Annotated in this window: 19 protein-coding genes; 9 read left to right on the top strand and 10 right to left on the bottom strand. The window is 70.4% G+C overall.

All coding sequences use genetic code 11. From position 1 onward, the window contains the following. Positions 1-14: 14 nt before the first annotated feature. The gene (locus K8640_RS09420) at positions 15-908 is read right to left on the bottom strand and encodes a LysR family transcriptional regulator (protein WP_223746753.1); all 894 of its coding nucleotides are present in this window, start codon (positions 906-908) and stop codon (positions 15-17) included. A gap of 108 nt (positions 909-1,016) precedes the next feature. Here K8640_RS09420 and K8640_RS09415 point away from each other — a divergent pair, with 108 nt between their 5' ends. Together K8640_RS09415 and K8640_RS09410 are read left to right on the top strand one after the other, a co-directional pair. After that, positions 1,017-1,916 (top strand): SDR family oxidoreductase, encoded by a 900-nt coding sequence (locus tag K8640_RS09415; RefSeq protein WP_223746752.1) that lies wholly within the window; start codon positions 1,017-1,019, stop codon positions 1,914-1,916. 64 nt (positions 1,917-1,980) lie between these two features. Further along, positions 1,981-2,343 (top strand): hypothetical protein, encoded by a 363-nt coding sequence (locus K8640_RS09410; protein WP_223746751.1) that lies wholly within the window; start codon positions 1,981-1,983, stop codon positions 2,341-2,343. Between the two features lie 153 nt (positions 2,344-2,496). Here the strand turns inward: K8640_RS09410 and K8640_RS09405 are convergent, their stop codons facing one another. The 6 genes from K8640_RS09405 to cysS form a co-directional block, all read right to left on the bottom strand. Then, positions 2,497-3,984: a hypothetical protein gene (locus K8640_RS09405; protein ID WP_223746750.1), complete on the bottom strand. Its 1,488-nt coding sequence runs from the start codon at positions 3,982-3,984 to the stop codon at positions 2,497-2,499. Positions 3,985-4,055: 71 nt separating this feature from the next. Beyond that, a complete protein-coding gene (locus K8640_RS09400) occupies positions 4,056-4,574 on the bottom strand; it encodes a DUF507 family protein (RefSeq protein ID WP_046712884.1) in 519 nt (172 codons plus the stop codon). Positions 4,575-4,710: 136 nt separating this feature from the next. Further along, positions 4,711-6,651 (bottom strand): excinuclease ABC subunit UvrC, encoded by a 1,941-nt coding sequence (gene uvrC, locus K8640_RS09395; RefSeq protein WP_223746749.1) that lies wholly within the window; start codon positions 6,649-6,651, stop codon positions 4,711-4,713. A 12-nt stretch (positions 6,652-6,663) separates the two neighbouring features. Further along, the gene (gene uvrB, locus K8640_RS09390; RefSeq protein ID WP_223746748.1) at positions 6,664-8,766 is read right to left on the bottom strand and encodes an excinuclease ABC subunit UvrB; all 2,103 of its coding nucleotides are present in this window, start codon (positions 8,764-8,766) and stop codon (positions 6,664-6,666) included. Positions 8,767-8,850: 84 nt separating this feature from the next. Next, positions 8,851-10,548 carry a M28 family peptidase gene (locus K8640_RS09385; protein WP_223746747.1) on the bottom strand — a complete coding sequence of 566 codons (1,698 nt, stop codon included), beginning with the start codon at positions 10,546-10,548 and terminating at the stop codon, positions 8,851-8,853. Positions 10,549-10,592: 44 nt separating this feature from the next. Further along, on the bottom strand, positions 10,593-12,065 hold the full coding sequence (cysS, locus tag K8640_RS09380) for a cysteine--tRNA ligase (RefSeq protein ID WP_370640330.1): 1,473 nt from the start codon (positions 12,063-12,065) through the stop codon (positions 10,593-10,595). 192 nt (positions 12,066-12,257) lie between these two features. Between cysS and K8640_RS09375 the strand changes: the two genes are divergently transcribed. Then, on the top strand, positions 12,258-14,093 hold the full coding sequence (locus K8640_RS09375; protein ID WP_223746745.1) for an FHA domain-containing protein: 1,836 nt from the start codon (positions 12,258-12,260) through the stop codon (positions 14,091-14,093). On the opposite strand, the gene K8640_RS09370 is transcribed toward K8640_RS09375, so the two are convergent. Together K8640_RS09370 and K8640_RS09365 are read right to left on the bottom strand one after the other, a co-directional pair. Beyond that, entirely contained in the window at positions 14,056-14,721 is a 666-nt protein-coding gene (locus K8640_RS09370) for a hypothetical protein (protein ID WP_223746744.1), read from the bottom strand. The two genes, K8640_RS09375 and K8640_RS09370, sit on opposite strands and share 38 nt — an antisense overlap. A 72-nt stretch (positions 14,722-14,793) precedes the next feature. After that, entirely contained in the window at positions 14,794-15,288 is a 495-nt protein-coding gene (locus K8640_RS09365; protein WP_013939202.1) for a CarD family transcriptional regulator, read from the bottom strand. Between the two features lie 191 nt (positions 15,289-15,479). Here K8640_RS09365 and K8640_RS09360 point away from each other — a divergent pair, with 191 nt between their 5' ends. Continuing rightward, positions 15,480-17,939, top strand: coding sequence for a DNA internalization-related competence protein ComEC/Rec2 (locus K8640_RS09360; protein ID WP_223746743.1), 2,460 nt, complete (start codon positions 15,480-15,482; stop codon positions 17,937-17,939). Between the two features lie 4 nt (positions 17,940-17,943). Next, positions 17,944-18,198, top strand: coding sequence for a hypothetical protein (locus K8640_RS09355; protein ID WP_141325209.1), 255 nt, complete (start codon positions 17,944-17,946; stop codon positions 18,196-18,198). 18 nt (positions 18,199-18,216) lie between these two features. Here the strand turns inward: K8640_RS09355 and K8640_RS09350 are convergent, their stop codons facing one another. After that, the gene (locus K8640_RS09350; RefSeq protein WP_223746742.1) at positions 18,217-19,413 is read right to left on the bottom strand and encodes a carbohydrate-binding family 9-like protein; all 1,197 of its coding nucleotides are present in this window, start codon (positions 19,411-19,413) and stop codon (positions 18,217-18,219) included. 152 nt (positions 19,414-19,565) lie between these two features. Between K8640_RS09350 and K8640_RS09345 the strand changes: the two genes are divergently transcribed. The 4 genes from K8640_RS09345 (at position 19,566) to K8640_RS09330 (ending at position 22,662) form a co-directional block, all read left to right on the top strand. Continuing rightward, positions 19,566-20,174: an LppP/LprE family lipoprotein gene (locus K8640_RS09345; RefSeq protein ID WP_223746741.1), complete on the top strand. Its 609-nt coding sequence runs from the start codon at positions 19,566-19,568 to the stop codon at positions 20,172-20,174. A 19-nt stretch (positions 20,175-20,193) separates the two neighbouring features. Then, positions 20,194-20,907 (top strand): hypothetical protein, encoded by a 714-nt coding sequence (locus K8640_RS09340; protein WP_223746740.1) that lies wholly within the window; start codon positions 20,194-20,196, stop codon positions 20,905-20,907. 64 nt (positions 20,908-20,971) lie between these two features. Continuing rightward, positions 20,972-21,727: a YqjF family protein gene (locus K8640_RS09335; protein WP_223746739.1), complete on the top strand. Its 756-nt coding sequence runs from the start codon at positions 20,972-20,974 to the stop codon at positions 21,725-21,727. Positions 21,728-21,837: 110 nt separating this feature from the next. After that, positions 21,838-22,662, top strand: coding sequence for an FHA domain-containing protein (locus K8640_RS09330; RefSeq protein WP_223746738.1), 825 nt, complete (start codon positions 21,838-21,840; stop codon positions 22,660-22,662). Positions 22,663-22,664: the final 2 nt, after the last annotated feature.

Here is a 22,664-nt window from a genome sequence, read left to right as displayed (position 1 = left end):
GTCCGCTCCCGGCCTCACATCGGGAAGGAGCGCTGCTTCAGCGTCTCGAGGAGGAAGTCGCGGAAGGCGGCGACCTTGCGAGGCATGTGACGCTCCGCGGTGGAGACGAACCACACGCTCCCCGCCGGCATGCTCCACTTCGGAAGCAGCGCGACGAGTCGCCCCTCGGCGACCTCCGGTTCCGCGAGCATCGTCGGCAGGAACCCGATGCCCGCGCCCTGACGAAGCACCTCCCGCATGAAGAACATGTCGTCGCAGACGATGGCCCCATCCTGCGGCATGACGAGCGTCTCGCCGGGCCCCACGAGCCGGAAGGGCATGGGCGAGCGGAAGGACACCCAGGTGTGGTTGGAGAGTTCGCGAGGATGGCGCGGCATGCTCCGGCGCGCGAGATACGCCGGCGACGCATAGAGCCGCAGGGAGAGCGTCCCGAGGCGGCGGGCGCGCAGCGACGAGTCCTTCAACGGGGCGATGGCCAGTCGCAGCGCGGCATCGAAGCCCTCCGCGACCAGGTCCACGACGCGATTGTCCAGGTGCAGGTCCACCTTCACCGCGGGGTAGCGCGCCACGAAGCGGGTGATGACCTCCGCGAGCACCGTGGTCCCCCAGTCCACCACCGACGTCAGCCGCAGCACGCCTGACGGCTCCTCCTCCAGTTCCGGCAGCTCCCCCACGGACTTGCGCAGCGCGAGCAGCATCGGGGACACCCGCTCGTAGAGCGCCTGTCCCGCGGTGCTGAGCGACACCCGGCGCGTGGTGCGGTGGATGAGCTGCACACCGAGCGAGGACTCCAGGCGGGCGATGCCCCGACTCACCGACGACTTGGGCAGGCCCAGCTTCTTCGCCGCGCTGGAGAAGCTGGCGCCCTCGGCGACGGCGACGAAGAGGGTGAGCTGGTTCAGGTCCATTGTTCCTCCCGTGGAACAGTATGCTCCAGCGGGCCGCATTGTGCAGGACGCCGGGCGGCGCTACCCATGAGCCGGAGCCAATGTCGCTCCCTCGCTCTGGAGATTCACATGACGGCCACATCCCCCACCCTGCTCGTCACCGGCGCCTCCGGCCATCTGGGCCGCCGCGTCGTGGAGCTGCTCCTCGAGGCCAGGAAGGGGCCTCTCATCGTCACCACGCGCGAGCCGTCGAAGCTCGCGGACCTGGCGGCGCGCGGCGTCGTGGTGCGCAAGGCGGACTTCGATGACGCGTCGACGCTGGACGCGGCGTTCGTCGGCGCGGAGCGACTGTTGCTCGTCAGCACGGACTCGCTCGATGTTCCTGGCCGCCGAATCACCCAGCATCGCCATGCCGTGGAGGCCGCGCGGCGCGTGGGGGTGAAGCACGTCGTGTACACGTCGCTGACGCGGCCGGAGCCCGACTCGCCCATCACGCTCGCCAAGGACCACTGGGCCACGGAGCAGGCGCTGGCGGCGAGCGGACTGGGCTTCACCGTGCTGCGCAACAACGTCTACATGGAGATGCTCTTGCACAGCCTGCCCCAGGCCGTCGCGCAGGGGCGGCTCGTCACGGCGACCGGGACGGGGGCCACGGCGTATGTCACGCGCGAGGACTGCGCCCGGGCGGCGGTGGCGGCGCTCGCCTCCTCGTACGAGGGACAGCGCGTGCTGGAGATCACCGGGCCGTCGGCGGTGACGCAGGCGGAGCTGGCGCGGTTCGCGGGTGAGCTGTCGGGGCGCCCCGTCGAGTCCATCGCCGTGGACACCGCGAGCCTCGCCGCGGGCCTGGTGGCGCACGGGTTGCCCGCACCGATGGCGGAGGCCTACGCGTCGTTCGACGCGGCCGTGGCACAGGGCCGCATGAGTGGAGTGAGCACGGCCATCGCCGACCTCACCGGGCACGCGCCCGTCGACATCCGCGACTTCCTGTCGGCCCATCGCGCGGTGTTCGCGGCGAAGGGACACTGAGGGGCGGAGGCCCCGCGGGGGTGGGAAAATTGACGGGGTGCTACGGGCCTGTAGCGTCGAGCCCATGCCCCCTCTCGCCCTCGCCGCCCCCGTGCTCTCGCGCCAGGCCGACCCGGTCCGAGTGGCGACCGAACGCCTCGCTCGCGCGCTCCCCGCTCGCACCGACGCGGCGGTGCTCGTCGACCTGCTGGAGGACGATTTGAGGGAAGGGCTGGACGCGCTCGGTGACGTCGAAGCGCACTTCCACGACGTGTTGACCACGCTGCGCGGCGCGACGTTGTCACCGGTGAACCTCATCAACACCGGGGATGACCTTCGCGTCCTCGAGCGGCTCGACGAGCTGCACGACGTCGTCGTCCAGATTCGCAAGCGATTGGCCCAGGCGGCCGCGATGGCGCATCAGGGCGCGCCCTCACGGGCTCGCTGACCGCCGACACCATTCGCGCTGTCACGTCGACACCGGGCCGTCGCCCGCCTGCGCCGCGAGGCGGATGCACAGGCGATGACGGCGCTCGCGGAGCGGCACCGCGAGCAACGAACGCTCGCGGCGCGCCCTCTCATGTCTCTACAGACCCGTGCCTCAATTCGCTGGAGCCGCGCCGCCGGGTGCTGACGTCGCGGGCACGGCACTGGCCGGGGCAGGCGCCGCATTGGCCGGAGCAGGCGTCGCGGGCAGTGTCGTGGCGGACCCCGCGTTCAACGGCGTGGGAGACCCGAAGAGCGGCGGCGCGGGCGCGGCATTCAGTGGCGTGGGCGTTCCGAGCAGCCCCGGCGGCGGTGAGCCCGGCGCCGCATTGAGCGGCGGCGCCGTCGCGAGGATGCCCGGACTCACCTGCGACGTGCCCAGGAACGCATCGAAGCTCGGCGACGTCACCGAGGGCACCGGCACCGAGAACGACCCCGTGGTCGCCAGGCTCGACGTCGTCCCCGAGGAGCCGAAGAACCCAGGCGCCGTCCCCACCGGCGACGCGCCCGTCGTCAGCACCCCCTCCGCCGCGAGCGTCGGGCTCGTCGTCGGTGTCCCCAACGTCACCCCCGAGATGTTCACCGGCGGCTCCGCCACCACGCTCGTGGGGAAGCCGCCACTCACCACCGCGGGCGACTCGGGCGCCGTCACATCGGCCGTCCCCGTCCCCACCGTGGCGCCTCCCCGCACCACCGTGCCGCCCTGCCCCCCGCCCACGAACACCCGACTGCCCCCGGGCGTCCCCACCTCCGGCGCCGACACGGACGTTCCCGTCGCCAGGCCACTGCCACCCGTGGCCGCCGGCTGCGGAAGGATGGGCGGCAGGCCAGGCGCGACGTTCGCCGGCACGGGCGTCAGCCGCGTCGGGTCCACCGTCAGATTCCCCGTGTTCTCCACCACCGCCACCGAGCGCACCGGAACCCCGGCCACCTCGATGGCCACGTCCTCGAACACGAACTGCACGAAGCCCCGACGCTCGACGTCCGTCGGCAGGTTGTACGCGAGCACCACCAGCTCCGTGTCCCCCGCCCGCGCCTGACGCAGCATCCGGTGCGTCGAGTCATCCGCGAACGCCCCGGCGTCCAACGCCGCCACGTGGATGAGCGCCGTGTCCGTCAGCAACCGGCCATCACGCCACACGCTCCCCACTCCCCACACGGCCACCGCCGCATGGGAGCGGGTCATGACCGACCACCCCAGCCCGCTGTCCCCGTAGATGGGCACGTTCAGGAGCACGCCGCCGCCCACCGTGTGGCGGGGTGCCGGGGGCAAGCTGGACGAGGCCTGGGAACGGGCCTGGGCGGGCGGGAAACCGGCCTGGGCGAGCTCCACCCGGTACTCGGTGTTCCCCAGCCGGAACGTCGCCTGGAAGGCCGCCTTGTCGCCGTACGTGGCCTGGGCCAGGTCCACCCGGTCCTCCACGGTGAGCTCGGCGCTCCCCGTGCCGGATTCGGCCAGGTCCGTGAAGGGCAAGGGTCCTTGGATGAAGAAGCCGTCCGGTCGCTCGGTCCCCGCGCTGGCCTCCCGGCCCTCGAACGTGAACCCGCCTGGCCCGGCGGCCAGTACTCCGGACAAAAGAAGCGTGGTGAGAGGTCCCGCCATCGACGCTGCCTCCTTGTGCAACAAGGTAGGCAGCGGAGCGGGGAACGACAGTCCCCTCTCTCCAAAGAAGACTAGATGAGGCCCCGCGCGCGGCGGATCTGCTCCACCGTCTTGTTGTACTCGATCTCGAAGCTGCTCGTTCCCTCCTGCAGGTGCTTCAGGCGGGAGCGCGCCTCCTTGTCGATGTCCTCGTCCACGTCCAGGTGCTTCTTCATCACCACGTGGATCTTCTGACGCAGCGAGTTATCCGCCGAGAAGACCTCTTCGACGTTCCGGCTGATGAGCAGGAACTCGATCATCTGGTTGATGACGTATTCGATGCCCTCGTCGCCCATCTTGAAGCCGCGGACGTCCGCCATCTCGCGCTTCACCTGGTTGAACTTGGAGGGGTCGTATCCGCGACGCTCCAGCGCCTCGCGCGTCGCCTGGTTCACACGCTCTTCGTTCGCGAGGTACTCACGCATGATGGCCGAAAGGTCCATCTCGGCGTCCGCCACGCGCATCGGCTCCACCTCGATGTCCCCATCCTGCATGAGCCGTTGAATCGTCTCTCGCGAAATGATCGGGATCACCTTCGGATACAGCCTCATGTCGGTCCCTCGCCCTCTTTGGAGCTGCTCGAATCGTCAACCGCTATAAATCAGCGCGGAGCCCAGTCGCAATTAAAAACCCCAGGAACGTCGCGGTTCCAGCGCGCTTCCCCCCGCAGTCTGCAGCGGAAATTAATCACGCCGCACCGGGTGGCGACCCTCCCCGTGATTTTTCGTGGGAGGGTTCGGTGGCGTCATCCAGGGAAGCCTCCCGGACGGGGTCCTCGGCCTCTTCGTCGGGGTGTCCATGAAGCCCCGCATGGACCCGCTCCGCCACCGCCGGACCGACGACTTCCGCCAGCTCCTCGATGCTCGCCTCACCCACGCGCTTGAGCGAGCCGAAGTGCTTGAGGAGCGCCTTGCGCCGCACCTCCCCCACCCCCGGGATGTCCTCCAGCGCCGAGCGCACCCGGCTCTTTCGCAGCACCTGTTTCTGGAAGGTGATGGCGAAGCGGTGCGCCTCGTCCCGCATGCGCGTCAGCATGAACATCTCCGCCGAGTTCTGCGCCAGCACGATGGGGTCCTTTCGCCCCACGACGAACACCCGCTCGGGGCTGCGAGCGCTCTCCGCGTCCCGGTCGAAAACCTCCAGGTCACGGCTCTTGGCCAGGCCCACCACGTCCACCGTGTCCACGCCCAAATCCTTCATGGCCGCGTGCGCGCTGGCGAGCTGGCCCTTGCCGCCGTCGATGACGAGCAGGTCCGGCAGGTCGCCGTCCTCCTGGCCGCGCTTGAGCCGGCGCGTGACGACCTCGTACATGCTGGCGAAGTCGTCCTGCTTCTCCAGCGTCTTGATCTTGTACTTCCGGTAGCGGGACTTGTCGGCCTCGCCATCCGTCACGGCCACCTGGGAGGCGACGATGGCGGAGCCCTGGAAGTGGGAGATGTCGAAGCACTCCATGCGGCGCGGGAAGTTGCGCAGGCCCAGCCGCTGCTGGAGGCGGGAGAGCACCTGGTCGGTCTCGTCCTTGGTGCGCCGGCGCTCGATGAAGGCCTGCTCGGCGTTCTTCTCCGCCATCTTCACCAGCTCGTGCTTCTCCCCTCGCTTGGGGACCATGACGCGCACGCGCTCGCCCTTCCGCTCGGTGAGCAGGCCCTCCAGCCCCGCCAGGCCGTCCTCCGGCTCCAGCGGCAGCAGGACCTCCTCCGGCACGAAGCTGCCCTGGTCGTAGTAGAGGTTCACGAACGAGGCGAGCAGCTCCTCGTTGGGGAACTCCTGGCTGCCGAAGGGGAACGCCTGCCCGCCGTTGAGGCGGCCCTGCCGGACCCAGAGGACGTAGAACAGGATGCGGTCCCCCTCGCGGTAGAGGGCGAACACGTCCTGGTCCTTGAAGTCCGTGGTGGCGACCTTCTGACGCTCCAGGCTTCGTTCAATGGCGAGCAGTTGGTCGCGCACCCGCGCGGCCTCCTCGAACTTCAGGTCCTGCGCCGCGCGCTTCATGCGCAGCCGCAGGCCCTCCACCAGCTCGCTCGCCTTGCCCTCCAGGAACATGACGACCTCGTCCACGCTGCGACGGTAGTCGTCCTCGGGGACCGGGTAGACGCAAGGGGCCGGGCAGCGGCCGATCTGGAACAACAGACAGGGGCGCTTGCGGTTGGCCAGCACGTGGTCCGTGCAGGTGCGCAGCCGGAAGAAGCGGTTGATGATGCGCAGCGTCTCGCGGATGGCGCCGGCGCTGGAGTACGGGCCGAAGTAGCGCGCGCCGTCGCGCTCGTACTTTCGGACGACCTCCAGGCGCGGATACGCGTGGGTGCGGTCCAGGCGCAGCGAGATGAACTGCTTGTCGTCCTTGAGCAGGACGTTGAAGCGCGGGCGGTGCTTCTTGATGAGCTCGTTCTCGAGGAGCAGCGCCTCCTTCTCGTTGTGGACGAGCACCGTCTCCAGGTCGCCGAGCAGCTCGTCGAGCAGCGACACGAAGACGCGCGTGTCCCCCGTGCGCGTGAAGTACGAGCGCACGCGGCTGCGCAGGTTGATGGCCTTGCCCACGTAGATGATCTGCCCGCGGCGGTCCTTCATCAGGTACACGCCGGGCTCGGTGGGAAGGGCGTCGAGCTTCTCCTGGAGCTTCACGTCCATGACAGGCGCCTCCTAGCGGCGCGGCTTCGCCCGTGACGAACGACCCCGGCCCCGGCCCTTTTTCGGCGCGTCGTCCTCCTTCGCCTTCGCCGGGCCCTTGAGCAGCGAGCGCGACGCGGGCTTGAGGCCCAGGTCCATGTCCTTGAGCAGCTGCACCTTGTCCCGGTACTCGGCGGCCTTCTCGAACTCCATCGACTCGGCGGCCCGGTGCATGTCCTGGGTGAACTCCTCGATGAGGCGCTTGAGCTCCTTCGACTCAAGCACGTCGTCCTCGCCCTCGGCCGCCATGGGCAGCGCGCCCGCGGACTCGGCGTCGTAGAGGTGCTCGGACAGGTCCGTGATGTTGCTCTTGACGGAGCGCGGGGTGATGCCGTGCTCCTTGTTGTACTGGCGTTGGATCTCCCGGCGACGGGAGGTCTCCTCCAGCGCCTTCTTCATCGAGTCGGTGACGGAGTCCGCGTACATGATGACGCGGCCATTCAGGTTGCGCGCCGCGCGGCCGATGGTCTGGATGAGCGACACGTGGCTGCGCAGGAAGCCCTCCTTGTCCGCGTCGAGGATGGCCACCAGCGACACCTCGGGGATGTCCAGGCCCTCGCGCAAGAGGTTGATGCCCACCAGCACGTCGAACTCGCCCTTGCGCAGGTCGCGGATGATGGCCGTGCGCTCAATCGCGTCGATGTCCGAGTGCAGGTAGCGCACGCGCACGCCCACGTCCGCGTAGTACTCGGTGAGGTCCTCCGCCATGCGCTTGGTGAGCGTCGTCACCAGGACGCGCTCGTTGCGGCTGACGCGGACACGCACCTCCTCGAGGAGGTCGTCCACCTGGTTGCCGACGGGCCGCGTCTCCACCTCCGGGTCCGTCAGGCCCGTGGGACGGATGATCTGCTCCACCACGACGCCCTGGGACTTCTGCAGCTCGTACTCGGACGGTGTCGCGGAGACGAAGACGGCCTGGGGCACCAGCTCCTCGAACTCGCCGAACTTCAACGGCCGATTGTCCAGCGCGCTGGGCATGCGGAAGCCGAAGTTGACCAGCGTCTCCTTGCGCGCGCGGTCTCCCCGGTACATGGCGCCAATCTGCGGCACCGTCTGGTGGCTCTCGTCGATGAGCACCAGGAGATTTCGCGGGAAGTAGTCGATGAGGCACGGCGGCGGCTCACCCGGGGCCCGCCCCGAGAAGTGCCGCGAGTAGTTCTCGATGCCGTTGCAGTAGCCGACCTGCTCCATCATCTCCAGGTCGAACATGGTGCGCTGCTCCAGCCGCTGCGCCTCCAGCAGCTTGCCCTCGCGCTTGAAGATGCCGAGCTGCTCGGCCAGCTCGTCGCGGATGGTCTGGATGGCGCGCCTGCGCGAGTCCTCGCCGGCGACGTAGTGGCTGGCGGGGAAGATGACGACCTTGTCCAGCACGCCGAGCGTCACGCCGCGCAGCGGGTCGAACTCGGTGATGCGCTCCACCTCGTCGCCGAAGAAGCTCACGCGGATGGCGCGCTCCTCCTCGTAGGCGGGGAACACCTCCACGGTGTCGCCGCGCGCGCGGAAGGTGCCGCGGTGGAAGTCCATGTCGTTGCGCTCGTACTGGGACTCGACGAGCCGGCGCATGAACGCGTCGCGCTCCATCTCCCCGCCCTGGTCCACCCGCACCGCCAGGTCCACGTAGCTGCGCGCCGTGCCCAGGCCGTAGATGCAGGAGACGCTGGCGACAATCACGACGTCGTCGCGCGTGCGCAGCGAGTGCGTGGCCGAGTGGCGCATGCGCTCGATGTTGTCGTTGATGGACGAGTCCTTCTCGATGAAGGTGTCCGTCGACGGGACGTAGGCCTCGGGCTGGTAGTAGTCGTAGTACGAGACGAAGTACTCGACGGCGTTGTTCGGGAAGAGCGACTTGAACTCGCCGTAGAGCTGGGCGGCCAGCGTCTTGTTGTGCGCGATGACCAGCGTGGGCCGCTGCACGTTGGCGATGATGTTCGCCATGGTGAACGTCTTGCCGGAACCGGTGACGCCCAGGAGCGTCTGGTAGCGGTCGCCCCGCTGCACGCCCTCCGTGAGCTCGCCAATGGCCCTCGGCTGGTCGCCCTCGGGCTGGTGGTCGCTGACGATCTGGAACTCAGGCATATCCGCGAGGTTTAACACCCTCGCGGAGGGAAACACTGCACATTTGTACCCGCCCGTCGACCGGCGGACGGAGCGCCCCCTGCCCTACTTCGAGGCGCCTTCCGACGGGGGCGTCCTGGGCGCCTCCAGCGCCTTCAAGGCCGCGAGGCGGGCCGCCTCGAACTCGTCGCCCTTGTTCCAGCGCGGCAGCTCCGGCACGCGGGCCACGTGGGCCCCCAAGAGGAAGAACAGCCGGGCGTCCTCCACCGCGCCGGACATGTCCCAGTCCGCGCGCAGCTCGTCGGAAGGCTGGTGGTAGTGCTTGGCCTCCCACGCCTCTCGCTGCTGGCGGCCCCAGCCCTCCGGCTTGCCGATGAAGTCCATGCCGCTGCCGAAGTATGCGGCGGGGATGCCCTGGCGCGCGAAGTTGAACTGGTCCGAGCGGTAGAAGAAGCCCCGGTCCGACAGCTGGTCCGCCTTCACCACGCGGCCCTGCGTCTTCGCCAGCGCCGTGATGACCGCGTCCAGGTTGGACTTGCCCAGGCCGATGACGGTGATGTCGCGCGTGCGTCCGTGGATGTTGGCGCCGTCGATGTTGACGTTGGCGGCGATGCGGCCCGCGGGCACGGGCGGGTGCTCGGCGAGGTACTGCGAGCCCAACAGCCCCTGCTCCTCCGCGGCCACCGCGGCGAAGAGGATGGAGCGGCGCGGGGCCTTGGGCAGCGAGCGGTAGGCACGCGCCACCGACAGCATCGCGGACACGCCCGCCGCGTTGTCGAGCGCGCCGTTGTAGATGGTGTCCTCGCCCGGCTTGCCGCCCTCCTTCCTGCCCAGGTGGTCGTGATGCGCGCTGTAGAGCACCACCTCGTTGGACAGCTTCGCGTCGCTGCCGGGCAGCAGCGCCAGCACGTTCGCGGTGGGCCTGCGGCGCACCTCGTTGGCGAAGCGCGTGGACACCGTCACGCCCAGCGGCACGGGCTGGAAGTCGCGCGACTGGGCGGCGGCGCGCAGCGTCTCCAGGTCGCGCCCCGCGAGCTGCAGCACCCGGCGCGTGGCGTCCTCCGTCGTCCACGCCTTCACCTGGAGGCGGGGGCCGGTGGTGGCGGGCAGCTCGAACTGCTCACCCGTCCACGACGACTGGACCACCTGCCACGGATAGCCGGCGCTCTGCGTGGTGTGCAGGATGATGGCGCCCGCCGCGCCCACCTTCGCCGCCTGCTCGTACTTGTAATCCCAGCGGCCGTACCACAGCCGCGTGCGGCCGCCGAAGATGCGCGGGTCATCCTCCGGGTCGCTGTTGAGGATGAGCAGCGTCTTGCCGCGCACGTCCATCCCCTTGAAGTCGTCCCACTCGTACTCGGGCGCCTGGATGCCGTAGCCCACGAAGACGAGCTCGGAGGCGTCCAGCCGCGCCTCGGGGCTCTGCACGCCCGACACCGCGATGAAGTCCTCGTGGAACTTCAGCTCCGCGCTGCCCAGGGGCGCGCGCACGGAGATCGCCTGGGGATGGCCGGTGACGCCCACCAGGTCGAAGGGCTGGAAGAACGTGCCGTCCGAGCCTGCGGGCTTCAGGCCCAGGGCCTCGAACTGCGAGGCGATGTACGCCTGTCCCAGGGCGTCGCCCCGGGTGCCGGGTCCGCGTCCCTCGAGCAGGTCGTGCGCGAGGAAGCGGATGTGCGCGCGCAGCACGTCCGGGTCGATGGTGCCCGCGGCCGTCTTCTCGGCGGGCGTGACGAGGGGCGCGCGCTGGGCGAGCGCGGGAGCGGAGGCCAGGGCCAGCAGCAGTGACAGCAGGTGCTTCATGGTGCCCCGAGCCCTAACACGAAGGCCCGGGGCACCGCAGCCCTTCAGCCCTGCGCGGCCGCCACCTTCCACGAGGTGCCGGCGGGCGTATCCATGATTTCCACGCCCTTCTCCTTCAGCGTGGTCCGCACCCGGTCCGCGGCGGCGAAGTCCTTGGCCGCCCGAGCGGCCGTCCGCTCACCGAGCAGCCGCTCCACCTCCGCCACGTCGATGCCCCGCTCGCGCACGGCGCGCTCACGCCGGCGCAAGAGCCACGCGCTCGAGTCGTCCTCGAACAGGCCGAGCACGCCGGACACCTTGCGCACGTCCTCGCGCAGCGCGCGCAGCGTGCGCCCGACGAGCGCCTTGTCCTTCACCGGCGGCTTGTCGGTCAGCTCGTTCATCAGGCCGAACAGCCCCGACAGCGCGCCCAGGCCGCCCGCGCTGTTGAAGTCGTCGTCCATGGCGCACTCGAACTCGGCGAGGAAGCGGTGCGGGTCGCCGTGCACCGGCCCGTCGCCGAAGTCCTTGCCGGCGAGCCGCTCGTCCACCTTGCGCAGGGTCTCGTAGAAGTACTCCATGCGCGCCTCCGCGTCGGCCAGGGCCTTGTCGGAGAAGCTGAGCGGGTGGCGGTAGTGCGTGGAGAGGAAGAAGAAGCGCAGGGCCTCCGCGTCCACGCGCTGGAGCGCGTCGCGCAGGCGCACCACGTTGCCCAGCGACTTGGACATCTTCGCGCCTTCCAGGTCCAGGAAGCCGCAGTGCATCCAGTACTTCGCGAACTCCACCCCGTTGGCGGACTCGCTCTGGGCGATTTCGTTCTCGTGGTGGGGGAAGATGAGGTCCAGAGCGCCGCCGTGGATGTCGAACGTCTCACCCAGGTACTTCGCGCTCATCGCCGAGCACTCGATGTGCCAGCCCGGACGCCCCGGGCCCCAGGGGCTCTCCCACGCGGGCTCGCCGGGCTTGGCCGCCTTCCACAGCGCGAAGTCGAGCGGCTCGCGCTTCTGGTCGCCGGGCTGCACGCGCTCGCCCACGCACAGGTCCTCCAGGTGGCGCTTGGACAGCTTCGCGTAGTCCTTGTCCGCGCTGACGGAGAAGTACACGTCGCCCTGGGACGCGTAGGCAAAGCCCTTGTCCACGAGCTTCTGGATGATGCCGATGATTTCCGGCAGGTGGTCGCTCACCTTGGGCGCCACGTCCGGCTCCAGCATGTGCAGCGCCTTGGCGTCCTCGCGGAAGAGCTCGACGTAGCGCGCCGCCAGCGCCACCGGGGCCTCGCCCGTCTCCTGGGCGGCCTTGATGATTTTGTCGTCCACGTCCGTGAAGTTCCGGACATAACGAACCTGGAGCCCCCGGTACCGGAGGTAGCGGACCACCACGTCGAACGACGTGAAGGTGCGAGCATTCCCGATATGGATGTAACTGTAGACCGTGGGCCCACAGACATAGACCCCCACGCAGCCCGGGACAGAGGGCTGCAAGAGCTCCTTCTGCATGGTCATCGTGTTGAAGAGCCGGATGGTGGGGGGAGTCGTCACTTGCGCCATTCCTCCTGGAGGTCCGTCTTTGTGCGTGTGGCCGCCACTCTAGATTCCCGGTCCCTGTACAGGCCAGCATTCACGGGGTCTTGAATCCGGAAGGGCTGGGGGAAACCATCGGACCTGGACAACTTCGGACGCCCAGGGCCTGAGAACCTTCCAGCCGGTCCTCAATCAGCGAGAATGGTGTTCATGGCTCCACCGAATCCCAAGCGCCCGCCCCGCCCTCCCCGCCCGCCGGGTTCGCAGGCGCCGAAGGAGCCCGAGGTGGAGCTGCCCTTCGACGACGACGAGGTGGCGCCCCTGCAGGCCGATGACCCGCGTCCCCAGCGCGTGCCCCAGTACCCGGCGGGCCCGCGCAAGGCGCCCCGTCAGGGCTCGGGCAAGGGCCGCGACAAGGCGGACCGGGAGCTGTCGGCCAGGTTCGACTGGGGCCGCGAGTACTCGAACCCCGGTCACCCGCCGGCCTTCCTGTACGTCGAGCGCGGCCCTGGCATCGGGCAGCTGGTGCCGGTGCAGCAGGGCTCGCTGGTGTTGGGGCGGTCCTCGTCCTCGGACCTGAGGCTGCAGCACCCGTCCATCAGCCGGCGGCACGCGCAGGTCATCCGCACCGGGGACCAGTTCCTCCTGAAGGACCTGGGCAGCCAGAACGGCACCTTCCTCAACCGCGTCCGCGTCACGGGCGAGGTCGAGGTGATGTCGGGCGACGAAATCACCCTGGGCAACGCGCTGCTGCGGCTGCGCGGCCCCGGAGGCACGCCCGCCGCGGGTCTGCCTGCCATCTCCCAGGCCCTGCCTCCGCCCGTGCCTCGCAAGCGAGGGCTGGGGCCGCTGGGCGTGGGGCTCGTCGCCGCGGGCGTGGGCTCCACCGTGGCCGCGCTGGTGACGGTGCTGGCCGTGGGGCTGAGCTCGAGTCGCGCGGTGAATCCCACCGAGGGCGCGACGACGAACGCGGGCGCGACGACGGCGAGCGGCGATACGAATGCCGAGCCGCCCCTGCTCGTGGACCCGGGCAATGCGCGCGCCGTGACGGGACGCGCGGTCGACGAGGGTCCTGGCGGAGAGCACGCTGGCACCGCGAAGGTCGAGCGGACCGCCTCGGACGAAGGCTCGGGCACGAAGCGCCCCTCGTCGCCGGCTGGACTCAGCGCCCGCGACATCGCCGGGAATGGCAACCGGGGCGCACAGCAGGACACCGGCTCGCGGGGTTCGCGGACCGACGAGGTCTCGGACGGTCAGCGCGCCGCCGGCTCCGCCAACACGGTCGCGGCCACCGGCATGAGCGCCCGGGACATCGCCTCGGGAGCGGGCCGCTCGCCGTCGAGCAACACGGTTGCGTCTCCAGCCCCGAGCGCCCGGGACATCGCCTCGGGTGCGAGCCGTGGCGCATCCCCGGGCAGCTCCGTTGCATCCACGAGCCCGAGCGCCCGGGACATCGCCTCGGGCGCGAGCCGGGGCTCGCCGCCGGCCAGCACCGTTGCATCGCCGAGTCCGAGCGCTCGCGAGATCGCCTCGGGCGCAGTCCGGCCGAGCAGTGCCAGCGCGGACGTGGAGGTGGCGGCCTTCCCCGAACCCACCGCCCCCAAGGCCGCGCCGTCGAAGCCCACGGGCCCCGTGACGGAGGCGGACGTCCTGCGCCTCTACGAAGCCAATGACCTGGCTGGCGCGATGGACCTGGCCAAGGGCGCCCGCCTCAACACGCTCCACGCCCAGCTCGTGCGCTTCGAGGCCACCAGCGCCGAGTCCCGCAAGGCGCTCGCGAAGGGCGACACGGCGCGCGCCATCTCCCAGCTCGCGCTGGCGACGCAGATCGACCAGGAGCTCTCCAAGGGCTGGAGCCTGCAGGGGCCGCAGCTGCGCAAGCAGCTCTCCATCCTGTACGTCCGCTCCGGCGTGGACCACGTGAAGGCCCACGACTCGAGCGCCGCGCGGGCCGCCTTCCAGCAGGCCCTCAAGTACGACTCGGGCAACCGCAGCGCCATCGAGGGCCTCAGGCGTCTGGAGACCACCGCCGAGTCAGCCCCCTGACCAGCAGCACCGCGTTCAACACCGCGAACGCGAGCAGCGCCAGGGCCACCAGCACCCGCCCCCGGTCCTCACCGGGGCGCTCCCCCTCGATGAGAAGCCACAGCCGGCCCTCGTGGGGCTGAAGCTCTCCCATGCCCTTCAACAACGCGAGCGCGTCCCGGTAGCGAGGCGCGTCCTCCTGCGCCAGGAGCCGCCCCCGGATGGCGAAGGGCCGCGAGTCCGGTGAAGGCGGAGGCCGGCCCTCCACCCAGTCCTCCCCGGGCAACGCGAGCCTGCGCACCACGAACGGAGACTCGCGCAGGCCCACCAGGACGAACGTCGCGCCGCCCTCGCGCTCGTAGGCGCCCCGCGCGGTGGGGATGCCATGCACCTGGGCGTAGCGGTTGGAGACCAGCGCGTCGAACCGGTAGTCCCCCTCCACGCCCAACGTGAGCGGAGCGGCCGGGGAGAAGACATACGCCAGCTCCCGACGCTGCATCGCCAACAGCGCAAGGCTCACCACGATGCCCAGCCCCGCGGCCAGCGGCCTGACGCCCACGCGACGGCGCGCGAGCCTCGCCTCCAGCTCGGCGATGCGAAGGTCCCGCTCGGCCCGCGCCGACGCGGAGGAGGATGACGGCTCAATCATGACGCACAAACACGAAGCCCCGAGCTCCCTGTGAGGGAACCCGGGGCGGGAGTGTCGGGCTGGAGGCCCGGATCAGGCCAGGTTGAAGATCTTCTTCAGGTCCGACTCGATCTCTTCCTCGGAGCAGTCCTTCGCCAGCGACAGCTCCTTGATGAGCAGCGAGCGCGCGGTGTCGAGCATCTTGCGCTCGCCGAACGACAGGTCCTTGTCGCCCTTCAGGAGGTAGAGGTCACGCAGCACCTCGGCGATCTCGAAGACGGAGCCCGTCTTGATCTTCTCCATGTACTCCCGGTACCGACGGTTCCAGGTGGTGGAGTCGACCGAGATGTCCTTCTCCTTGAGGATGGAATAGACCTGCTTCACATCCTCCTCGCTGATGATCTCCCGGAGGCCGACCGACCCGACCTTGTTGATCGGGATCATGATCCGCATCCCGTTCTCCAGGATGCGCAGCACGTAGAACGACTGGCGCTGCCCGGCCACTTCGGTGTGCTCGATACCCATCACCTCACCGACGCCCTGGCCTGGATAAACCGCCTTGTCACCAGTCTTGAAGCTGGTCTGCACTAACTGCCTCCTTGAAAGACTCGCAACCGGCCTTCCATCAACAAGCCGGGCACTACTACCACAAACCACATCAACGGGCAACGATAACGCCTTGACCACCCAGAACGCGTCCGACTACGTTGTCGGTTTTCGTACGCGATGACGCTCGGTGTGCGAGCTGGCGTGACGGACGGTGCAGGTCGGGGTGGTGGGTGGAACGTTACGCTTGGCGCGACCTGGGGACGCGTCCCCTCTTCTTTCCTTCGTTGAGCCTGCTGCTGGGCGCTCTCTGGTCACCCGGAACGGATGGCTCGGCGGAGCTATTTCTGGTCTGCGGGGTTTTGCTGGGACTGGTCGGCCTGGCGCTCGCCCGGCTGCCTGGTGCTCACCTGGCGGTCTTGGGGGCACTCTGGATGGCGGGAGCCGGCCTGTCGCACTGGGAGGCCCGGGTGCGGGTGCCCGCGTCCCTCCAGGGCGGCGGCGAGGCGGTGCTGGAGGGCGAGGCGGAGCGGGTGGACGCCGTGGAGGGCGGCACGCGCGTGCGGCTCGTGGTGGCCCTGGCGGGACCCTCGGAGACGGCGCTCGAGCCGGCCCGGTTCAAGGTGAACCTGACGTTGCGCGGCGCGCCCGTGGAGTTGCTGCCGGGCCAGCGGCTCCGAGCGCGGACGCGGCTCACCCCGGACGCTCCGGCGGCCAATCCCGGTGAGAAGGACTTCTCCTCGGTCCGGCGGCGACAGGGCGTGGCCTTCACCGGGTCCACGAGCGCGGAGCGGGTGCTGGTGTTGTCGCTCGCGTCGACGTGGCGGTGGAGCCTGGAGGACACGCGCGAGCGGCTCGCGGAGCAGACGCACCGGGTGGCGCCGTCGCGGGACTCGGCGGCCCTCTTCCTGACGTTGGCGGCGGGACGCCGGGCGGAGCTGGATGCAGGGTGGGAGGACGCGTTCTCACGCGCGGGCCTCGCGCACGTGCTCAGCGTGAGCGGGCTGCATGTCGCGGCGCTCGCGTTGATGACGCTCGCGGTGCTGCGGCGGTTGCTGGTGAGAGCGGGCGCGCGGTGGCGGATGGTGGATGCGCGTCGGGTGGCGGCTCCGGCGGCCGTGCCCTTCGTCTGGGCCTACGTGCTGTTCACCGGGAACCAGCCTCCGGCGGTGCGCTCGGCGGTGATGGCCACCGTGGTGCTGTTGGGGCTGGCGTGGTGGAAGCGCGCGGATGGACTCAACGGCCTCAGCGCCGCGGCCCTGGTGCTGGGCTTGTGGGCGCCCTCCAGCGTGGAGGACCTGTCCTTGCGGCTGTCGTTCCTGGCGGTCTTCGGCCTGGTCGTGCTCGTGCCCGCGCTGAGGCTGGCGCTACCCCTGGCGCCCGCGGACCCTCGCGAGCCTCGCCGATGGGTGCGGTGGTGGCACCAGTCGCGCGAGGCCATGGCGCAGACGCTGTGCGCGAGCGGCGCGGCCACGCTCGCGGGGCTGCCCGTGGTGGCCTCGGCCTTCGGACGGGTGAGCCTGGCGGGGCTCCTGTCCAATGTCGTCGCCCTGCCCCTCTGTGGCCTGCTCACGGGGCTGGCGGCGGGAGGGGCGGCGTTGTTCGTCATCTCGCCCGTGGTGGCCACGCCCGTGCTGTGGGCGGGCGCGTGGGCGTCGGAGGCGCTGCTGTGGGTGACGCGCGTGTTCGCGGCCATGCCCCTGGCCTCGGTGGAGGTGCCGTCGCTGGGCCTCTGGGCCGCGCCGTATGCGCTGGGATTGCTGGTGTGGGCCCTGGGCGCGGGGCGGTGGAGACACGGCCTGTGGCTCACGCCCGCGGCGCTCGTCGCCACCGTGCTCGTGCCCCGGGTGATGCCGCAGCCGGGCCTGCGCGTCACCTTCCTCTCCGTGGGGCAAGGAGACGCCGTGGTGCTCAGCTCGAGGGGACACCATGCGCTGGTGGACGGCGGCGGCGCGCCCAACGGCGCGGACACGGGCACGCGCTTCGTGCTGCCCTACCTGCGCCACCAGGGTATCTCCGCGTTGGATTTGACGGTGCTGTCCCATCCGCACCCGGACCACGCGCTGGGATTGATATCGACCCTGGGACAGGTGCCCACCGCGCGCCTGTGGCTGCCCGCGGGTGACGAGGGCGGTCCCCTGTCACGGCAGGTGGTGAAGGCGGCGGGCAGCGCACGTGTCGAGGAGGTGGAGGCGGGCCATCCGCCGCTTCGCCTGGGAGACGCGACGGTGGAGGTGCTGGGGCCGCCCGGCCCGGCGGAGCGGGAGCTGCTGGAGGGCGTCAATGACCGCAGCGTGGTGCTGCGCGTGCGCCATGGCGACGTCACGGTGCTCCTGCCCGGCGACATGGAGCACGACGCGGAGGAGCTGCTGACCGAGGGCCTGGGCCCGGTGACGGTGATGAAGGCACCCCACCATGGCTCCCGGACGTCCTCCACCCAGGCGCTGCTGGAGCGGGTGCGTCCCCAGCACGTCGTCTTCTGCGTCGGCCGGCGCAACCGCTTCGGCTTCCCCCACCCGGAGGTCGAGGCGCGCTACCGCGCCCTGGGCAGCGAGTGTTGGCGGACGGACATCGACGGCGCCGTCACGGTGGAGAGTGATGGGCGGGAAGTCCGGCTGGTCCCTCACCTGACGCGCGAGCCGGAGCCCTCCTCGCCACGACTTGCCGCGGGGGAGCGTCATTCCCATCGTTGAGTCGATGATTCCCGAGGACATCGACCTGCGGCAGTTGACGGCGGACCTGAAGTCCAAGCTCGGCCCTGGAGAGCCCGTGGGCTACCTGCGCGGCAAGTCGCTCATGCGCGACCTGCTCGTGGACCTGAAGGGGTACTCGCAACAGGAGGCCGAGGAGCTCATCGATACGCTCGAGCTCCAGGGCTTCCTCCGCTTCCTGGGCGACACCTCCGAGCGCTCCGTCGCGGATGCCCAGTGGGACATCACCCCGCACGCCTGAGCGCGGGGGCGCGGCCCCTCACTGGAACGTCAGCCACCCGAAGCGCGGCAGCGCGTGGAAGTCACCGACGAAGAGCGGTGAGAAGGCCTGGCCTTCCACCGTCTTCCGGCCGTGGTGCTCCAGCCGATAGAGATTGAAGCGCCACTTGTCCCCAGGTTGCGGCGGCACCCGGGGCACCTCCGCGAGCTTCGCGAAGGGGATGCGCAGCTCCACGGACCAGCCCTCGTCCTTGTCGGAGGCGTCATCCAGCGTGCCGCGCACCTTCACGGCGGACGTCAGCCCCGAGTCCCACGACAGGTCCATGCCCTGCCGACGCGCGGGGAAGTACGCGTCGAACTGGACGTTGTGCGGTGACACCTGCAGCTCGTTGTACGTGCGCCCGTCCGCGTTGGCGTCGAGGAAGATCTCCACCACCTCCTGCTCGTAGATGGGGTCGTCGCGCTTGCGCAGCGTGCCCCAGACGTCCGGGTCCTCGCAGTCGAAGGCCACGTACAGGTACGCGTCGTCGTAAGCCAGGCGCGCCTCGGTGCGCAGCCGCACCGCGCGCCCGTCGAAGCTGCCCTTCAGCACCACCGGCGTCGCCGTCTTCCAGACCGCGTCATCGAGCACGCCGTCCAGCCTGGGCGCCGTCTCGGCCCGGCGCACGACATACTCGGGGAGCGCCGGCGCGGCGCCGCCGAGCTGGGGCCCGAGCATCCGGTTCGCGCCGTCCTGGGCGGAGGCGTCGTCCACGGCCAGCCGCTCGTCGCCGCGCCAGAAGCCCAGCATGACCCGCGCGGGGGCGTTGGGCATGGGCACGACATGGACATCCTCGATGACCTTGCCCACCGGCCACGTGGCCAACGGCGCGGCGCCGTCCTGGATTTCGTGGTCCGCGTTGACGACCATGCCGCCGCTCGCCACGTCCACCACGTGGACGAAGAAGCCATAGCCCTGGGGCGGCTGCGCGCGCGCCTGGAAGTAGTGCGAGAGCTGGACCTGCTGCCCCGGGGCGGCGTTCGCGGGCGTCACCTTCGAGCCCAGGTACACCACCGAGCCGCCGGCGAACGTCGTGCCCGCGCGGAAGGTCAGGTCCGAGGGCGCGGCGTCCAGGATGCGGGCGCGGGCAGGCTCCGGCAGACGCTGCGTGCGCGGCTTGGGGCCCGCCTGTTCATCGCGGCACGCGGCCACGGAACACGCGAGGGTCAGGAAGAGGACGATGGAGGAAGTGCGCATCGGCGGCGGGCATCCTAGCGGCCTTCCCGCGGCGAGGTGGGCTCCATCGCGCCTGCGTTCGACCCGGGCGGCCCTCCGCTCACCTGCCCGCCCGCGCGGCCCACGTCCCATTCGCGCGCGACAGGGCCATCTTGCTTCCGGAGGTCTCGCCCATGTCGCGACGTCGAGTGCTCATCCCCGCCGTCCTGCTCCTCTGGGCGGCCCCCTCCCTGGCCGCGTCGCCCGCCGCGCCCCAGGCCAGCGGCTCCGCGTGGGTGGACAAGCAGCCCCTGGCGTCATGGAACGTGTCGGGGGCCACGCTGCCCAAGGCGCCTCGTGGCGATGGCCAGTCCCTGCGCACGGGCCCCTGCGCGAAGCTCGCGCGCAAGCCCACCACCGCGTCGGACCGGGCCGTGGTGAAGGCGGGCTGGACGCTGCTGGGCGCGCTGCAGGTCTACGACACGACGGAGGTCATCACCGCCGCGGCCGAGGGGGACGGCCAGTGCCGCGCCATGGGCTACCAGGTGTTCGTCTTCGTCGACGGCCGCTTCGCGGGCACATTGTCTCCGGAGCCCATGTCGGACCGGTTCGACGGAGCGCTCGGGGACGTGCGGCTGGTGGACGCGAAGAGCCTGTCGGGCGCGGTGCGCCGCTACTCGGACGAGGATCCGCTGTGCTGCCCCTCCCGACAGGCCTCCGTCGACTACGAAATCCGGCCCGGACCCAAGGGGCCCGTGGTGACGGCGACCTCGGCCACCACACAGCCGACGTCCTCGCCGTGACAGGACCTGGAGGCCCCGCATGAGCACGTCATCCCCGGCTCCCCACGAGTTCCACAAGGAGCTCGCCGACGCCATCCTCCACCTGCGCCCCGCGCGCGAGCGCAGGCGTGAGTACATGGTGGAACTGCTCGCCACCGTGCTGCTCGCGCTCGCCACCGTCGGCTCCGCGTGGAGCGCGTACCAGGCCACCCGCTGGAGCGGCGAGCAGTCCTACGAATACAGCAAGGCGAACGCGCTGCGCTCCGAGGCCGTCCGCGCCGCCAACGAGATGGCGCTGCTCGTCGAGGTGGACACGAGCACCTTCGGGAACTGGGCCGCCGCGTGGAGCGACGGCGACGAGAAGCGGGCGCGGTTCTTCGAGCAGCGCTTCCGCGAGGAGTTCCGCCCCGCCTTCGAGGCGTGGCGCGCGGAGGGCCTCTTGCAAGGCGTCGCGCCGCCGGACACACCCTTCACGCGGCCCGAATACTACCCGGCGCCTCGCGAGCGCAGCCGGCTGCTGAACGAAGAGGCGTCAGCGACCTTCGACAAGGCGCGGGAGGCCACCCAGAACGGCGACAACTTCACCTTCTGCGTCGTGCTCTTCGCCTCCGTCCTCTTCTTCGCGGGCGTGGCCACGAAGCTCGACCACCCGTCGCTGAAGCTCTCGCTGCTCGCCCTGGGTGTGGTGATGATGGTGGTCGCGAGCGCGTACATGTTCTCGCTCCCACAGAACATCGGCTTCCGACTCCGGTAAGGCGGAGTTCGGGGCCCGCGACGGCGGCCCGGACACGCGGGCCCGGCGCGGATTACGAAGGGACATGAGCCCCTTCCTGACAGCCACGTGGCGCTACCTCGTGATGCTCAACTACGAGGTGGACCCGAAGGTGCTCGCGCCGCTCGTCCCCCGAGGCACGGAGCTGGACACGTGGCGAGGCAAGGCCTTCGCCAGCATGGTGGGCTTCCGCTTCCTCGACACGCGCGTGCGCGGGCTCGCGGTGCCCTTCCATCGCGACTTCGACGAGGTCAACCTCCGCTACTACGTGCGCCACCGTGGACCCGAGGGATGGCGACGGGGCGTGGCCTTCGTGCGGGAGCTCGTCCCCCGGTGGGCCATCGCGACGGTGGCGCGCGTCGTCTACAACGAGCCGTACCTGGCGCTGCCCATGCGGCACCTCGTGGAGATGGACGGCGCCGAGCAGGGCGCACCGGGCCGCCTGGAGTACGGCTGGAAGCACGAGGGCCGCTGGCATCGACTCGCGGCGCGCACGCGGGGCACTCCCCTGCCCAGCGCTCCGGGTTCGCAGGAGGAGTTCATCACCGAGCACTACTGGGGCTACACGCCCCAGCGCGACGGAGGCAGCGCGGAGTACCGCGTGGAGCACCCGCGCTGGTCCGTGTGGCGCGCCGAGGACCCCGTCTTCGAGTGCGACGTGGCGAAGCTGTACGGCGAGCGCTTCGTGCCCTTCCTGCGGGGCACGCCCGCCTCCGCGTTCGTCGCGGATGGCTCCGCGGTGGCCGTCCATCCTGGCGCGCGCGTGTCGGAAGTGGACACTTCCCGCGACCCGGCCGCCTGAGCCGTCTCGCGGCGAGGACGGGCCGGGCCAGCGCCCGGGACGCACCCAAGCGCCAAGCACGCGAATCCCCGTGCGCCAGGGCGGTCCACCCGTTGCTCCAGCCCCGGGTCATGCGCTTCGAATTCCAGCACCTGGGCACCACCACGCCCTTCGAATTGCCCGAGGGCCATCACCTGCTGGGCGGCGGTCCCGAGGACCATGTCCGCCTGGAGGCCCTGCCGCCCCACCTCTTGTCCCTGCACATCGAGGGGCAGCGGCTCATGGTGGAGGCAACCCGGACCTTCGACGTCAACGGGGTGCTCGTGCCTCCGGGCGTGTCCAGGCTGGTGCTCCCCGGCGAGGTGGTGGGCCTGCCCGACACGATGCGCCTGAGTGTCCTCCCGGAGACACCCGAGCAGCGCGCCCAGGGCACTGTCGCCGTGCTCAAGGGGCTGCTCACGGGCCTGGACGCGGCCCCTTCCCGCGCGGCCACCCTCACCTGCCTGACGGGACTGGACGTGGGCCGGATGCACGCGCTCGCGGACGCCCGCACGGACCTCGGTCGGGGACAAGAAGCCACGCTGCGCCTTCGCGACAGGTCCGTGTCCCGCAATCACGCGCGCATCCACCACGAAGAAGGTGTGTTCGTCCTGGAGGACCTGGGCAGTCCCAACGGCGTCTACGTCAACGGGGAGCGCGTCCAGGAGCCCGTGACGCTGTGCGATGGCGACGTGCTGGAGCTGGGGCGCACGCTGCTGCGCTTCCAGGCGGCCCTGGACGAGGCGCCCGCGGAGCCGGCCGCCCCGGAATCCCCCGAACAGAGCCTCTCGGACACGGGGCCGGCGCAGACGGCGCCTCCTCGGCGGAAGGCTCGCGCGGAGTGGTGGTTCATCGGGCTGGGAGGCACCGCGGCGCTGGCGGGACTGCTCGTCACCTACCTCCTGATGACGACCTAGCG

The sequence above is a fragment of the Myxococcus sp. XM-1-1-1 genome (genome assembly GCF_020037095.1).
In the GTDB taxonomy this organism is placed as follows: Bacteria; Myxococcota; Myxococcia; order Myxococcales; family Myxococcaceae; genus Myxococcus; species Myxococcus fulvus.
The sequence above is the reverse complement of the archived record's forward strand: the minus strand, read 5'-3'. Positions and strand labels throughout refer to the sequence as shown.

Coding starts and splice junctions, on each gene's coding strand:
- K8640_RS09375 (WP_223746745.1), top strand. CDS start 12,258: ATGGCTCCACCGAATCCCAAGCGCCCGCCCCGCCCTCCCCGCCCGCCG.
- K8640_RS09350 (WP_223746742.1), bottom strand. CDS start 19,413: ATGCGCACTTCCTCCATCGTCCTCTTCCTGACCCTCGCGTGTTCCGTG.
- K8640_RS09420 (WP_223746753.1), bottom strand. CDS start 908: ATGGACCTGAACCAGCTCACCCTCTTCGTCGCCGTCGCCGAGGGCGCC.
- K8640_RS09340 (WP_223746740.1), top strand. CDS start 20,194: ATGAGCACGTCATCCCCGGCTCCCCACGAGTTCCACAAGGAGCTCGCC.
- K8640_RS09345 (WP_223746741.1), top strand. CDS start 19,566: ATGTCGCGACGTCGAGTGCTCATCCCCGCCGTCCTGCTCCTCTGGGCG.
- uvrC (WP_223746749.1), bottom strand. CDS start 6,651: ATGGACGTGAAGCTCCAGGAGAAGCTCGACGCCCTTCCCACCGAGCCC.
- K8640_RS09355 (WP_141325209.1), top strand. CDS start 17,944: ATGATTCCCGAGGACATCGACCTGCGGCAGTTGACGGCGGACCTGAAG.
- K8640_RS09370 (WP_223746744.1), bottom strand. CDS start 14,721: ATGATTGAGCCGTCATCCTCCTCCGCGTCGGCGCGGGCCGAGCGGGAC.
- K8640_RS09385 (WP_223746747.1), bottom strand. CDS start 10,548: ATGAAGCACCTGCTGTCACTGCTGCTGGCCCTGGCCTCCGCTCCCGCG.
- K8640_RS09330 (WP_223746738.1), top strand. CDS start 21,838: ATGCGCTTCGAATTCCAGCACCTGGGCACCACCACGCCCTTCGAATTG.
- K8640_RS09335 (WP_223746739.1), top strand. CDS start 20,972: ATGAGCCCCTTCCTGACAGCCACGTGGCGCTACCTCGTGATGCTCAAC.
- K8640_RS09410 (WP_223746751.1), top strand. CDS start 1,981: ATGCCCCCTCTCGCCCTCGCCGCCCCCGTGCTCTCGCGCCAGGCCGAC.
- K8640_RS09400 (WP_046712884.1), bottom strand. CDS start 4,574: ATGAGGCTGTATCCGAAGGTGATCCCGATCATTTCGCGAGAGACGATT.
- K8640_RS09405 (WP_223746750.1), bottom strand. CDS start 3,984: ATGGCGGGACCTCTCACCACGCTTCTTTTGTCCGGAGTACTGGCCGCC.
- uvrB (WP_223746748.1), bottom strand. CDS start 8,766: ATGCCTGAGTTCCAGATCGTCAGCGACCACCAGCCCGAGGGCGACCAG.
- K8640_RS09415 (WP_223746752.1), top strand. CDS start 1,017: ATGACGGCCACATCCCCCACCCTGCTCGTCACCGGCGCCTCCGGCCAT.